General features: G+C 63.4%; 11 protein-coding genes. 2 read left to right on the top strand and 9 right to left on the bottom strand.

The features are described 5' to 3' along the window. Positions 1-65: 65 nt before the first annotated feature. The 9 genes from uvrA to ACERHN_RS17285 form a co-directional block, all read right to left on the bottom strand. Positions 66-2,933, bottom strand: a complete 2,868-nt coding sequence (gene uvrA / locus ACERHN_RS17325) for an excinuclease ABC subunit UvrA (RefSeq protein ID WP_415920269.1) — start codon at positions 2,931-2,933, stop codon at positions 66-68. Positions 2,934-3,011: 78 nt separating this feature from the next. Further along, positions 3,012-3,572 carry a class I SAM-dependent methyltransferase gene (locus ACERHN_RS17320; RefSeq protein WP_415920268.1) on the bottom strand — a complete coding sequence of 187 codons (561 nt, stop codon included), beginning with the start codon at positions 3,570-3,572 and terminating at the stop codon, positions 3,012-3,014. Positions 3,573-3,599: 27 nt separating this feature from the next. After that, positions 3,600-4,760, bottom strand: coding sequence for an MFS transporter (locus ACERHN_RS17315; protein ID WP_415920267.1), 1,161 nt, complete (start codon positions 4,758-4,760; stop codon positions 3,600-3,602). Between the two features lie 42 nt (positions 4,761-4,802). Next, positions 4,803-5,201 carry a hypothetical protein gene (locus ACERHN_RS17310; protein ID WP_415920266.1) on the bottom strand — a complete coding sequence of 133 codons (399 nt, stop codon included), beginning with the start codon at positions 5,199-5,201 and terminating at the stop codon, positions 4,803-4,805. A gap of 75 nt (positions 5,202-5,276) precedes the next feature. Beyond that, positions 5,277-6,674, bottom strand: coding sequence for a dihydrolipoyl dehydrogenase (gene lpdA / locus ACERHN_RS17305; RefSeq protein WP_415920265.1), 1,398 nt, complete (start codon positions 6,672-6,674; stop codon positions 5,277-5,279). A 112-nt stretch (positions 6,675-6,786) separates the two neighbouring features. Further along, a complete protein-coding gene (locus ACERHN_RS17300; RefSeq protein ID WP_415920264.1) occupies positions 6,787-7,365 on the bottom strand; it encodes a DUF924 family protein in 579 nt (192 codons plus the stop codon). Between the two features lie 124 nt (positions 7,366-7,489). After that, on the bottom strand, positions 7,490-8,758 hold the full coding sequence (locus ACERHN_RS17295; protein WP_415920263.1) for an MFS transporter: 1,269 nt from the start codon (positions 8,756-8,758) through the stop codon (positions 7,490-7,492). An 80-nt stretch (positions 8,759-8,838) separates the two neighbouring features. Continuing rightward, positions 8,839-9,909: a tRNA preQ1(34) S-adenosylmethionine ribosyltransferase-isomerase QueA gene (gene queA, locus ACERHN_RS17290; protein WP_415920262.1), complete on the bottom strand. Its 1,071-nt coding sequence runs from the start codon at positions 9,907-9,909 to the stop codon at positions 8,839-8,841. A gap of 125 nt (positions 9,910-10,034) precedes the next feature. Continuing rightward, the gene (locus ACERHN_RS17285) at positions 10,035-13,436 is read right to left on the bottom strand and encodes a DUF3971 domain-containing protein (RefSeq protein ID WP_415920261.1); all 3,402 of its coding nucleotides are present in this window, start codon (positions 13,434-13,436) and stop codon (positions 10,035-10,037) included. Positions 13,437-13,507: 71 nt separating this feature from the next. Here ACERHN_RS17285 and ACERHN_RS17280 point away from each other — a divergent pair, with 71 nt between their 5' ends. Then, positions 13,508-13,969, top strand: a complete 462-nt coding sequence (locus tag ACERHN_RS17280) for a peroxiredoxin (RefSeq protein WP_415920260.1) — start codon at positions 13,508-13,510, stop codon at positions 13,967-13,969. Next, entirely contained in the window at positions 13,970-14,779 is an 810-nt protein-coding gene (locus tag ACERHN_RS17275; RefSeq protein WP_415920259.1) for a ferritin-like domain-containing protein, read from the top strand. Positions 14,780-14,877: the final 98 nt, after the last annotated feature.

Genomic DNA, 14,877 nt, shown 5'->3' with positions numbered 1-14,877 from the left:
TCAAAGCGTCGCGCCTGCCCTCCCGCTATAAATCTAACGCGCGGTAGCGCTCATTTAGGTCACGCCTACTCGGCGGCCACCTTGCGCGGCGCCAGCATCGGTTTGAGGTAATGACCGGTGTGGCTGCCCTCGACCTCCGCCACTTCCTCGGGCGTGCCCGTGGCCACAACCTGACCACCACCATCGCCGCCCTCAGGGCCGATATCGATGATGTGGTCGGCCGTCTTCACCACGTCCAGATTGTGTTCAATCACCACAACCGTATTGCCCTGATCGACCAATTCATGCAGCACCTCCAACAACTTGCGCACATCTTCGAAATGCAGCCCCGTCGTCGGCTCATCCAGGATATAGAGCGTCCGACCGGTGGACCGTTTCGACAGCTCCTTGGACAGCTTCACCCGCTGCGCCTCACCGCCCGACAGGGTCGTCGCCTGCTGGCCCACCTTGATGTAGCCAAGGCCCACCCGCATCAGCGCGTCCATCTTTTCCCGGATGCTCGGCACCGCCTGAAAGAACGCCTGTGCGTCCTCCACGGTCATATCCAGCACGTCGGCGATGGACTTGCCCTTGAACTTGATCTCCAGCGTCTCGCGATTGTAGCGCGCGCCTTTACAGGTCTCGCATTCCACATAGACGTCCGGCAGAAAGTGCATCTCGATCTTGATCACGCCATCGCCCTGACACGCCTCGCATCGCCCGCCCTTGACGTTGAACGAAAACCGCCCCGGTTTGTATCCGCGCGCCTTCGCCTCAGGCAGGCCCGCGAACCAGTCGCGGATGGGCGTGAACGCGCCAGTATAGGTCGCCGGGTTCGACCGCGGGGTCCGCCCGATGGGCCGCTGGTCGATGTCGATCACCTTGTCCAGATGTTCGAGCCCCTTGATCGTCTCGCACGGTGCCGGCGTCTGGCGCGCACCGTTCAGCTTCATCGACGCGGTCTTGAACAGCGTCTCGATGGTGAGCGTCGACTTGCCCCCGCCCGACACGCCCGTCACACAGACAAACTTGCCCAGCGGGAAATCGACGGTGACGTTTTGCAGGTTGTTGCCTGTGGCCTTCACCACCGACACTTTCTTTTTGCCCTTCTTGCCCTTGCGGCGCTCGGTTGGCACCGCAATCTCACGCTTGCCGCTGAGGTAGTCGCCGGTGACCGATCCGCTCGCCGCCAGTTCGGGCGGCGTCCCGTGGGCCACCACCTGCCCGCCGTGCACACCGGCGCCGGGGCCAATGTCGAACACGTAATCCGCCTCGCGGATCGCCTCTTCGTCATGCTCCACGACGATCACGGTGTTGCCCTGATCGCGCAAATTCTTGAGCGTGCCGAGGAGCCGGTCATTGTCGCGCTGGTGCAGGCCAATCGACGGCTCGTCCAGCACATACAGCACCCCGGTCAGGCCCGAGCCGATCTGGGACGCCAACCGAATGCGCTGGCTCTCGCCCCCCGACAGCGTGCCACTTGAACGTGAAAGCGTAAGGTATTCAAGTCCCACGTTATTCAGGAAGCCAAGTCGCTCGCGGATCTCCTTCAGGATCGCCCGCGCAATCTCGTTCTTCTGCGCGCTCAGGCTCTCGGGCACGCGTTCGGTCCAGGCATAGGCCTCGCGGATCGACATCTGCACCACGTGCCCGACATGCAACAGCTGATCGGGCGGGCCGATGCGCACGGCCAACGCCTCGGGACGCAGGCGGAACCCTTCGCAATCGCCACAAGGCCGGTTGTTCTGATAGCGTTCGAATTCCTCGCGGATCCAGTTCGAATCCGTCTCGCGATAGCGGCGTTCCATGTTGGGGATCACCCCTTCGAACACGCGCGTCACCTGATAGACACGGCCCCCTTCGTCATAGCGGAACGGGATTTCCTCATCGCCAGAGCCATAAAGGAACACCTGTTTCACATGCGCGGGCAGGTCTTTCCACTTGGTCTGCGGATCGAACTCGTAATGCTTTGCGATGGCTTCGATGGTTTGCAGGAAATACGGCGACTTCCCCTTGCGCCATGGGGCCAGCGCCCCGTCATAGACCTTGAGGTTCTGATCCGGCACCACCAACCGTTCGTCAAAAAACAGCTCATGCCCCAACCCGTCACAGGACGGGCACGCCCCGAACGGTGCGTTGAACGAAAACAGGCGCGGTTCGATCTCGGGGATCGTAAACCCGCTTTCGGGGCAGGCGAAATTCTCGCTGAAGGTGATGCGTTCCGGCTCGTCCGTCGCGGTTTCAAGGATCGCAATACCGTCCGCCAGATCCAGCGCCGTGCGCAACGAATCCGCCAGCCGTGTCTCCAGCCCTTCGCGCACAACGAGCCGGTCCACGACCACGTCGATGTCATGGCGGAACTTCTTGTCCAGTGTCGGCGGTTCGTCCAGTTCATAGAACGCGCCATCGACCTTTACCCGCTGGAATCCCTGCTTGCGCAGTTCCAGAAACTCCTTGCGGTACTCGCCCTTGCGGTCACGGATGATGGGCGCGAGCAGATAGGCGCGCGTGCCCTCCTCCATCGCCATGATCCGGTCCACCATGTCCTGCACCTGCTGCGCCTCGATGGGCTTGCCGGTGGCGGGGGAATAAGGCGTGCCCGCACGGGCATAGAGCAGACGCATGTAGTCATAGATTTCCGTCACCGTCCCCACGGTCGAGCGCGGGTTTTTCGATGTCGTCTTCTGCTCAATGGAAATCGCGGGTGACAGGCCGCTGATATGGTCCACATCCGGCTTTTGCATCATGTCGAGGAACTGCCGCGCATAAGCGCTCAGCGATTCCACGTACCGCCGCTGCCCCTCGGCATAGATCGTGTCGAAGGCAAGGGACGATTTGCCCGACCCGGACAGCCCGGTGATCACCACCAGCTGATCGCGCGGAATGTCTACGTCGATGGATTTGAGGTTGTGTTCGCGCGCGCCGCGCACCTCGATGTTCTTTTGCTCGGCCATGATCGCCCCCGTTAACGTTTGGGATATAGATCAGCGCGGCCGCAACGCCAATGAAAAAGACGGAACGTTACAAGAACATCACGTCCGCCGCGCCAATGCCCACGCACAGATGGGCATTTCGGGATCATCGTCCAGCGGATCGGTGTCTGCGTCATATTCGGGGGGCCAGACCGGTTCCATATTCCTCAGGGCCGTTTGTCTGTTGCCCCACTGCCAAGACGTGACAGCATCCGCCTCAAAACCCGCCTCGATCAACAAATTCTTCAGCCCGCGTGCCGACCAGCGCGAACAATCGTTCGGGGCGGCATGGAACGGGATAAAGAACGGCACGGCGACCCAGAAATGCCCGCCCTTCTTCAGCATCTGACGCACGTGGCGCGTGGCGGCGTATGGGCGGTCGAGATGTTCCCAGACCTGATTGGCCATCACCAGATCGTATTTCTTGGGCTTGCCCGCGTCGTCGCGGATCGGGCCGTCGCAAATATCGTATTCCGGATAGCGGTACTGGTCATAGACGGCGAAATCGAACTGTTCGCCCCACTTGCCGCTGATCTCGGCCACGCGCAAGTTGGGCGGATCCAGATCCATGATCATCCGGCGGCTGCGGCGGTGCATGATGATGCGGTTGAGGCTGGGCATGCGCGCACCCTGCCCCATCTGTCCGTCTCAGGCCAGCGCCTTGCGCCGCGCCGCCATCCATCCATGCACCAGCGCCCCGCCGCCCAGCACGGCCATCGACGTCCACACAAGCCCCGGATAGCCCGCCACCCCCAGCACCACGAGCAGCGCTGGCGTGCCCAGCGTGTTGCCCAGATTGCCCGTCTGGGCCAGCGCGCCATAGGCCTTGGCCTGCGTGTCGGCGGTGGCGTTCAACTGCGGCACCGCGGCAAAACTGGCCCCCTGCACCAGCCCCAACGCACCGGCCAGCGCCAGACAGGCCAGCGGCAGCCCCGGCGCAATCAGCAGCCAGGCAAGAGCGGCAACACAGGCGGCAAAGCCGATCTGAATCAGGGCAATCGCACTGATGAACCGCAGCGCAACCACACCGAGCGTCAGCGACACCGCAATGGACACCAGTGGCATCGCCCCCATCACCCACGCACGCCACGCCGCCTCGATATAGGGTGGCAGAACAGTGAGGATCGCGAGGAAACAGAAGGTGTAAAACAGCCAACCCGCCGCAGGCGCGGAGATAAAGGGCGAGCGGTAGATGGTGAGGTGGTCGGCGATCATCCCCTGCAGGGTCAGCGCACCCGGCGGCGGCGTTTCAATCGGGCGCAGGAACAGGGTGAGGACAACTGCAAACACGGTCAGCCAGATGGCGTGCGCCAGAAACAGCGCCGGAATGCCGAACGCGTCAACCAGCGGCAGGCCCGCCACCACCAGCAACGTGAACGCCACACTGAAAAACGTGCTCCACAGGGTGAGCGTGAACCCGCGGTGTCGCTCAAGGCTAAGCCCCGCGATCAGGGTCGGAGCGGCCACCACGATGGCAAGGTGGGACATCCCCTCGACCACCCGCGACAGCAGCATCAAAGGCAGGCCCGGCAGCGTCGCCTGAAACGCCGACACCAGCGCCCCGGCCCACAGCGCCCACAGCATCGCGCGCCGGTACCGGATGCGCGCCACGACAAGCCCCGCCACAACACCCAGCACGATGCCGACGAACCCGACAAGCGATACGATGAACCCGAGCGCCGCGCCCGCGTCCGGGTAGACACCCGGCAACTGGTCAAAGATCACCGAAATCTTGGCATATTGCCCCGCCGCACCAAGGCCCGCGCCCCAAAGGGCAAAGACAAGCGGGAAGTGGGTGCGGTCGGTCATACACGCTTCATTTCACGGCGCGGAGCGGCTCACAAGTGCGCGCTACCCTGCGGCTTCTGACACCTGTACCCGCGTCACCGTCGTACCGTCGCCAAACACCCGCACCAGAACGAAGCCGATGGTCTGAGACCGTATGCGGTTCACGGTATGGTGGTTGCGATCATAGGTGCAGCGCCCGCTGATCATCGCGCGGCGTGCTGGTGTAGTAAAAAACGTGTCTACTGTATCACCGGAGTCCCGTTTTCCGAATTTGTGCACATTCGCGCGATCCTGCTGCACGATCGCGCAGACATCGTTCAAAGGCGCGCCACTCGAGTTATACGTGTCACCGGCGCTGAGCATGGTGAAATATTCGAACATCAACTGTTGCGCCGTAGAGACCTGCGCCGACATCCACAACGCAAGGGTGGCGCTTGAAAGCAATACTGTGAGTTTCGTCATTCATCTTTTTCCAAAACAAAAAACCGGTGGCCGCAGGGTAACGGCCACCGGTTCAATGTCACGAGGGAAAACGGGTCACATGTGGATGACGCGGTCATAGGCGTCGAGCACGCTTTCATGCATCATCTCGGACAGGGTCGGATGCGGGAAGACCGTGTGCATCAGGTCTTCTTCGGTGGTCTCAAGCGCCTGCCCCACGACATAGCCCTGGATCAACTCCGTCACTTCGGCCCCGACCATGTGCGCACCAAGGAGTTCACCAGTTTTCTTGTCAAAGATCGTCTTAATCATCCCCTCGGGCTCACCCAAGGCAATCGCCTTGCCGTTGCCGATGAAGGGGAAGCGGCCGACCTTGATCTCGTACCCGGCCTCCTTGGCCTTGGCCTCCGTCAGGCCAACGGATGCGACCTGCGGGTGGCAATAGGTGCAGCCCGCGATGGAGTTCGGTTTGATCGGGTGCACGTCGTTTTTGCCCGCGATCAGTTCGGCGACCATTGTGCCTTCGTGGGATGCCTTGTGCGCCAGCCACGGCGCGCCCGCGATGTCGCCGATGGCATAGAGGCCTTCGACGCCGGTGCGGCAGAATTCATCCGTGACAACATGAGTCCGGTCGATCTTGACGCCCAGCCCTTCGAGCCCGAGGTTTTCGACATTGCCGACGATGCCCACGGCGCTGATCACCGTGTCAAACTCGTGCTTCTCGACCTTGCCGCCCACTTCGATATGGGCTGTGACCTTGCCTTTGGCGCGGTCAAGCTGTTTGACCATCGCCTTTTGCATGATCTTCATGCCTTGTTTTTCGAACGACTTCTTGGCGAATGCGCTGATCTCTTCGTCCTCGACGGGCAGCACGCGGTCCATGACCTCGACCACGGTCGTGTCGGCGCCGAGCGTGTTGTAGAAGCTGGCAAATTCGATCCCGATGGCACCCGATCCGATCACCAGCAGCTTTTTCGGCATCCGTTTGGGCGTGAGCGCGGCCTTGTACGTCCAGACCAACTCGCCATCCGCCTCAAGACCGGGCAATTCGCGGGCCCGTGCGCCAGTGGCGAGGATGATGTTTTTGGCGGTGAGCTCTTCCGTGCCTTTGTCGGTCTTCACCGACACTTTGCCTTTGGCGGGGATCGTGCCCTCACCCATGATCACGGTGATCTTGTTCTTCTTCATCAGGTGGCCGATGCCGCCCGACAACTGGCCCGCAACCTGACGCGAGCGTTTGACCACCGCATCGAGATCATAATCAATGCCATCTGCTTTGAGGCCAAACTCCTTGGCGCGGTGCATCAGGTGGAACACTTCGGACGACCGCAGCATCGCCTTGGTCGGGATGCAACCCCAGTTCAGGCAGATACCGCCCAGATGCTCGCGTTCCACGACGCAGGTGCTCAGCCCCAGCTGTGCCGCACGAATGGCGGCCACGTATCCGCCGGGGCCCGACCCGATCACCACAACATCAAAGGATTTCGTCGCCATGTGCATGCCCTCGCCGGTGTCATCTCAAAAACTAGTTTAGTGTTAAACTATTTTCGAAACGGCCTCAACGCAAGGCGGGCGCGACAAATCGACTGACGCAGGGGCAAGGGGTTCAGGCGGCTTTGTCCTGCTGCATGGACCGGACCACCGCCCCATATCCACCGGCTTCAAGATGCGCGGCTTCGGCAGGGGACGTGCGCCGACCCAGGGCCGCGTTGCGGTGCGGAAAGCGGCCGAACTGGCGGATCACCTCGCGGTGCGCGCGGGCGTGGAGCAGTTTGACCGGATCCTCCACCCGCTCACAGATCAGGCGCACGGCGCGGTCCTGATCACAGGCGTTTTCGGAATGCTCCAGCGGCATGTAGAAGAACTGGCGCGCCGGTTCATCAATCCGCATGTCCCACCCTTTGTTGATGGCGGATTTCGCGGCGGCCAGCGCCGCGCTGTCCAGCGCAAAGGCGCGCGGGTCGTCGCGGAACATGTTGCGCGGGAACTGATCCGTCAGGATGATATAGGCCAGCGCCCCGTTGGGATAGGTGAGCCACATGGAAAAGCTGCCTTCGGCGGCGGCCTGCCACGCAGCCCCGAAACGCTCCCGTATGGTCGTATCCAGCGCCTCGTCCTGCTTGTACCACATATCCGGCGAACATTCGTCCAGCCAGAATGCCAAAATCTCGTCCGGTCCCACCACAACTGCTCTCCTCACCCAAGACCCGTTACACCAGCGTTACACACCGCCTGCGTGCCACGCTAATCACGAAATACAACACCACCGACACAATCCTTCAACGGCGTCGGGACGAAACGTCGCGGGCTTATGCGGCATCTGATGGATTTTCAGACTCAAGTTCGACGTCGATGGCGTATTCTTGGGCGATTTCCATCGCAACCGGGGTCATGGAGGCTTGGGCCATTGCAACATACGCACCCGTATCTTCAACAGCGATGGTGGCCCGCTGTGTCATCCGGTAGGCGGCATACCCGACCAGCACCACAAAGAGCACGCCGGTGAACATGTAAAACCCGCCGGGGCCCACGCGATCCATCAGCGCCCCCACGATCAGCGGACCTGCAACAGCGCCCAGCCCGTTGATAAACACCAACCCGCCCGAGGCCGCCGCCATGTCGTCGTGATCCAGAAAGTCATTCGTGTGCGCCAATAGCAGCGAATAGAGAGGGTTCGACATGCCGCCCACCACAAAAGCCGACACCAAAAGAAGCGTGAAGCTGCCCCCGAGCGCGAGGCCAAGCAGCGATCCAACCGCGCCCAACACGGCAACCGACAGGATGAGCAAGCGCCGGTCAAACCGGTCCGACAACCACCCGATCGGATATTGCAGCAGCACCGCGCCGATAAAGAACGTGGACACGAAGGTGGAGATTTCCGCAACGCTCAACCCCGCCTGCGTGCCATAGACCGGCGCCATCCCGAACTGCGCCGCAAACACCCCGCCCAGCAGGAACATGCCGACGCACCCAAGAGGCGACACGTTGAACAATTCGCGCAAGGTCATCGGTTTCGTGGTGTCAAAGGCTGGCACCGGGCTGATTGACAGCAGGATCGGCGTGATCGCAATCGACACCAATACCGACGGGATCACGAACAGGACAAAGCCAGACGGATCCGCCGTCAGCAGCAAATACTGGCTGACCACGATGCCCACCGTCATCGTCACCATGTAAAGCGACAGCGCCTTGCCCCGGTTCGAGTTGTCCGCCGCATCGTTCAGCCAGCTTTCCGCCGTCACGTACACGGCGGAGAAGCAGAACCCGATCAGCACCCGCCCCAGCGTCCAGATCCACGGATCGGCAAAGGTCGGGTACAGGATCATCACCGCCGAAATCAGCGATGCCAGGGCCGCAAACACCCGCACATGGCCCACACGCCGGATCATGCCCGGTGCCATGCGGCTCCCGCCCAGAAAGCCGAGGAAATAGGCCGACATCACAATCGACATCTCAAGCGTTGAAAAGCCCTCGATCTCGCCTCGAATGCCCAGCAACGTACCCTGCATCCCGTTGCCGATCATCAGCAGGAACATACCCATCAACAGCGCCCAGGCGCTGGTCAGAACTTGGAACATGGCGCGGGCCTCCTGCGCTGAAATCCTCGGTTGGGCGTTGCACAGATCGGGCGCTGAGTCGCAAGGGAATGCGACGCGGCTTATGTCGATTTCGAAGCGCGGGTTTGCGGCAACAAAAGCGACGCGTCGCCGTATGAGAAAAACCGGTAGCGTTCTGCAATCGCGTGGTCATAGATGCGCGCGATGCGGTCCTGCCCCATCAGGGCGGCCACGAGCATCATCAGCGTGGATTTGGGCAAGTGAAAATTCGTCATCAACCCGTCGGCCACGCGGAACGTGAACCCCGGGTAAATGAAGATGTCCGTGTCGCCCTCCCACGGGGCAAGGCCCACATCCCGCCCCATCGTCTCGATCAGGCGCAGCGCGGTGGTGCCCACGGGGATGACCCGGCCACCGGCGGCCTTGGTGTGCGCAATGGCGGATGCGGTTTCCTCGCTGACCCGGCCCCATTCGGCGTGCATCTTGTGGTCGGTTACATCATCCACCTTGACCGGCAGAAACGTCCCCGCCCCCACGTGCAGTGTCACAAATGCGCGCCGCACCCCGCGCGCCTCCAGCGCAGCGAGCAGCGCATCGTCGAAATGCAGCGACGCGGTGGGGGCTGCGACCGCACCGCTGTTGCGCGCCCAGACGGTTTGATAGTCGGTCTTGTCGCGCGCATCCGCCGCCCGCTTGGCCGCGATGTAGGGTGGCAAGGGCATGGCCCCCGCTTCGGCCAGTGCCGCGTCAAAATCGTCGCCTGAGAGGTTGAACCGCAGCTGCGCCTGCCCGTCTACCACACCCTCGAGCGTGGCGCTGAGCCGGTCGGAGAACACAATCTCTTCGCCCGGTTTTACCTTTTTCAACGGCTTCAGCAGCGCCCCCCATGTGCCGTCCGCCCGCGGTTCAAGCAGCGTCGCCTCGATCCGGGCGGATGTGCGCCCCTGCGCGCTGTCGCGTGTGCGCGTGCCGGACAGGCGCGCCGGGATCACGCGCGTGTCGTTCAGCACCAGAAGATCACCGGGCGCGAGCCAGCTCACGAGGTCGGTGACCACCTGATCCACAATCGCATCACCATCCGCCACCAGCAGCCGCGCAGACGACCGCGGCACCGCCGGACGGGTCGCAATCAGATCATCAGGCAGATCGAAATCGAAATCACTGAGCTTCATGGCTGGCCTTCTAGAGCGAAATGCAAATGGCCTGCAATATCGCCGACCGTCTAACCTGTTGAAATCTATGAGGCGACGCGGACCTGGACGCACAGCTGTCCTGCGCGGTTGCGCCCGCGCACGGTTCAGCGCTCCTCACGCTCGGCTTCGCGTTCCAACCGGCGCCGTGTTGCCGCGTCTTCCCGGCTCTCGTCCTGTTCGATGAACGCCTCGGGCGCGCCGGGCGTGTCCCCCTCGACCTCGGGCAGTTTCGGCGCCGGGGCGCGGAAAATCTCGCGGAACATACCGGGCGTGAAGGCGGAGAGTGGGTTCACGCTCACCTGCGGATCTGCGACCGGTCCACGCAGACGGTAATTGAACCCGATCAACCCTTCGCCCTTGCGGGTCAATAGGCTGCCGATGCCATTGATCAGAAAGATCGGAGAGACAACGCCCTGCATGTCCAGCACCGAATTGGTGACATCATATGTGCCGTCCATCGACAGCCCCATGGACGGGCCAACGGCGCTGGCACGGGTCAGGGCCATGGTCGACGGGGTCAGGCGGAACTCGGCCTCGACCTCCTGAAAGTGGATGCCGCTGCCGCCCATCTGTTCGAGCAGGCCCACGATGCTCAGCGTGTTGAGCAGTTCGGCAATGGCCGGGGCGTCCTGCACGCGGGTGCCCTTGACCTCGAGCGTGCCATCAAAACTTGCCGCCCCCACCGGAAGCAGGGTCAGCGACATGTCCCCGCCGCGCGCCTGTTTTAGCAGCCCGGCAGAGGCGAACACCGCACCTGCGTCTTCGGCCCGCACGCGCACCGCACTGCGCCCGTTCTGCGGCAGGATCTGCCCGGTTACGGGCGCGCCGCCATTCACGCGGGCGGTGAACCGCCCATCGATGCCCCGCGCCATGCTGAAATCGCCGCGCATGTTGTCGAGTGCGATGGAATCCGTGATCTGCAACCGGTCGAGCGCCAGCGTCATCGGCCCGCCGCCCTGCGCACCGCCGCTGCTGGAGCCGCCGAAATCGGCCTCGCGCAGGTCCAGCGTGCCGCCGCGCACTGTGACCGCGGGGGCCTGTCCCCGGCCGCGACCAACCAGATCAACAGGCGCGCGCAGCCAATTGCCGATGCGCACCTCGGAGAACCGCGCACGCTCAAGCCCCCCGTTCGCGGTCAGTGAAATGGCCCCTTCCGCCCGCAGCCCCGGCGCATCCAGCACCAGTTCATCCACATTGGGCGTCGGCCCCAGGGCACCGGAGAGGCGCAGGCTGCCCCCCGTGCCCGCCGGTTTGCGCCACCCCAGGGGCGGCGAAGACAGGCCAATGCCGCGCAGGTCCGTTGCAATGCTGAATTGCGGGACACCGCCCACCGGCAGGTCCACCACAAGATCGCCCGACCCGCGCCCCGTTACCATGCCCGGCGGCAGGCCGATGTCGAACGCATCAACCGCCGCCGCCGACAGCTCGATCCGGCCGCGCACCTCACTGGGTTGCGGCCCATCACCGAGGGGCTGCGACCACACCACGTCAAAGGGCACACCATCCAGCGTGCCCGGCCCCGACACCGCCACGCCCGTCTGATCCGCGCTGACCCGCAACGTGTCCGCCGCAACGACCCGGTCCGCAATCAGCGTGCCGCTGCGCACGTTGCGGGCCGTGGCGGTGGCCGAATAGGTGACATCCCGGACGGTCAGCCCCCGGCTCAGCGGCAGCGCAAGGGTGCCCGACGCCTGCAACTGGCCTTCGGCGAAGTCGGGGGCAAGCCCGGCCCGTTGCATCACGTTGAGCGGCGGTTGATCCAGCAACGACAACGCCGACGTCACCGCCCCGCGCGCCTCGAGCCGCACAACCGCCGGTGCACCGCCCCTGACCGCGACATCGGGAATGATGAAGGACGATCCCGCCACGTCCACCGGCCCGCCTTGCGGCGGCGTCACCGTGCCTGCGTCCACCGACACAACCAGCCTGTTGTCGAGCAGGCTGAAGGTGCCCCGCGCGTCCGTCACCGGCGGCAGGGTTTTGACATAGCGGACCTGCGCGTCCTCGTAATCAAAGCTGACGTAAAGATCGGGCGCGCTTTGCGGTCCGTCGCGCAACACGAGATCGAGGTTGCGCATGACCCCGCCCGACAGATTGGCCGCGAGCCAATCCCGCACCGGCGTCAAGGCCGCTTCGGGCCACAGCTCGAACATCCGTTCCGGCAACAGCCCGTCCATCTGACCATCGAGGCTGTAGCGCCACCCGGCCTCTTCGGCCGTGAGCGCGCCGCGCGCGACCAATGCCTGTCCCTTGTCCTGAAACACCGCCTGCCCGACATCGAGCCGGAATGGCGCGAGCGTCAGGCGGAAATCCATTTCTGCCGCGTCCATTTCAACAGGCGCGTCATACAGACCGAACGGATTGGCCATCAGCGTGCTGGAACTGAACTGGCCCACAAGATCCTGCAACCGGCCGTCTTCGGTGCGGTTCAGCACCGACTGGCCTTCGATCCGGGCCGTGATCCAGTCGCTTTGCACCGACAGCTCATCAAACTGCATCGCGCCGGTGGCGGGATCAAAGTTGAAGTAGGTGCGCGCACTGCTGAACGGCACCGGGCGCGTGGCCTCGTTCGGCTGGATCACGCCCTCTCCGATGGAGAACGTGACAAACAGCGGCATCAACGCACCATCTGCGGCAACGCCACCGCGCATCGCGCCGGAAATCGGCGCACGCAGCACATCCAGCCATTCAAACGGCGTGGCGACGGCGGCAATGTCGGCGGCAGCCACATCCGCAAGCGTCGCGCCGAACTGTGCCTCGGTCGACCCGATCAGGCTTTCGTAATTGGCCTCCAGCGTCGCGACGCCCTGCCCGCCGCTCAGGAGTGCGAGGTCCGAAGTCAGGCGCAATGTGTCACCGGTCCGGGTCGCGCGCAGCCGGCCCCCGTCGATGGTCCACGCGCGGCCCGTCCGCTCATCCTCGAGCCGCAGGGTCAGGGCCTGTATCTCCGCGCTGGTCAATGCCGCCAGCTGGGGCCGCGCCACCAGCGTGTCCACCCGTTCGATCAACGCACCCAGGCTGGCCGCCTGTTCTGCGGGCGCCGAGAGGTCATAGCCACCCGAGAGCACCACCGATCCGTCCGCGAGGCGTCGCAGGTTGGCAAACACCCCGCTGATGTCGATGTCGGTGATCAGAACCCGGCCCGACAAAAGCGCAGGCACCGACAGGCCCGCGCGCAATTCGGCAAACCCCACGACATCCGCGCCGCTGCGCGATTGCACCTGCACATTGGTCATGCGCAACCGGGGATAGCGCCCCTCTTCGACCACAAAGTTCAGCGTGTCGAATTGCAGGGTCGCGTTTTCGATCCCTTGCGCCACCTGCGCCTCGATCCGGTCGCGCAGCCATTCCGGCGCCGACACGGGCCGCCCCATCATCACATAGAGAAACGCGCCGATCAGTGTGGCAAAAAACAGTGAAAACAACAGGCTGGGCAGACCATGGCGTCGCCACAGCCGCTTGCGGTGCCTCCGTGGGGCGTCGGGGATGGGATCCGCGCTGCTCATGCCTTTATTCTTGTCCCTCCAGCCCTATCATGCCAGTCACAACTTTCACAGCGTCTCATAAAGGCCTTAACATGCTCGATATCGCCACGCCTGCACCGGATTTCACCCTGCCACAGGGCGACGGAACCGAAATCACCCTCTCTGCGCTCAAGGGCGGGCCGGTTGTGCTCTATTTCTATCCGCGCGACGACACGCCGGGCTGCACGAAGGAGGCGATTGCGTTCTCCGAACATCTCGACGCCTTTGCCGCTGCCGGGGCCAAAGTGTTTGGCGTGTCCAAGGACAGCGTGGCCAGCCATGCCAAGTTCTCCGCGAAAAAGGATCTGTCGGTGCCGCTTCTGTCCGACGAAAACGGGACGGTGTGCGAGGAGTACGAGGTGTGGAAGGAAAAGAACATGTATGGCAAGAAATACATGGGCATTGAACGCACCACATATCTGATCGACGCCAATGGCGACGTGGCCATGGTCTGGCCCAAGGTCAAGGTGCCGGGCCACGCCGAGGCGGTGCTGGCGGCGGTACAGGCGCTCTAGATGCAGCCATTGGCACAGATGGCCGAAGCGGTGCTGCGCACCGCAGACGGTCGGGAAAAAACGGCACTGTCGCGCGCGCACGCGGCGGCCTGGCAAGCGGCACGTGCCGCCGGTGAGACGCCCGAGATCGGCACGGCGACGCCGCCCGATCACCCGGCCCGGCCTGCCGCGCCCGAACTGCTCAGCCCCCGTGACGTGCCGCGACGGCGTCCCGGATCGCCGCAGGGGCGCATCGCGCTGCTGCACGCTGTGGCGCATATCGAACTCAACGCGGTGGATTTGCATTGGGACATCATCGCGCGGTTTGCCAATGTGCCGATGCCGATGGGTTTCTATGACGACTGGGTCAAGGCGGCGGACGAAGAATCCAAGCATTTCAACCTCATGTGCGACTGTCTTGACGCGATGGACAGCCATTACGGCGCCCTTCCCGCCCATGCGGGCATGTGGCGCGCCGCCGAAGACACCGCGACGGATTTCATGGGGCGGCTGGCCGTCGTGCCCATGGTGCTCGAGGCGCGCGGCCTCGATGTGACGCCCGGCATGATCGAGATCTTTCGCAAGGCCGGCGCAGATGGCGCGGTGGCCGCGCTCGAGACGATCTATGCCGAAGAAGTCGCCCACGTGGCCTATGGGTCAAAGTGGTTCCACTTCCTCTGTGGACGCGAGAACCGTGATCCAAAGGAGGCGTTTCACAGCCTGGTGCAAACCTATTTCCACAGCCCGCTCAAACCGCCCTTCAACGAGGAAAAGCGGGCCGAGGCAGGCCTGCCACCGGATTTTTACTGGCCGCTTGCTGTCGCAGATTAACGCCATCCGCTGCCGTATTGATTCATGGGCGAAAATCCGCCGAAGTGAGTCCTTTCTGCACCGTATTCGCAACGTTATCCCCAGAACACTTGCCCCGA

It is taken from the genome of Tateyamaria rhodophyticola (assembly GCF_047777875.1).
Taxonomy (GTDB): Bacteria; Pseudomonadota; Alphaproteobacteria; order Rhodobacterales; family Rhodobacteraceae; genus Tateyamaria.
This window is presented reverse-complemented; position numbering and strand designations above follow the sequence as displayed.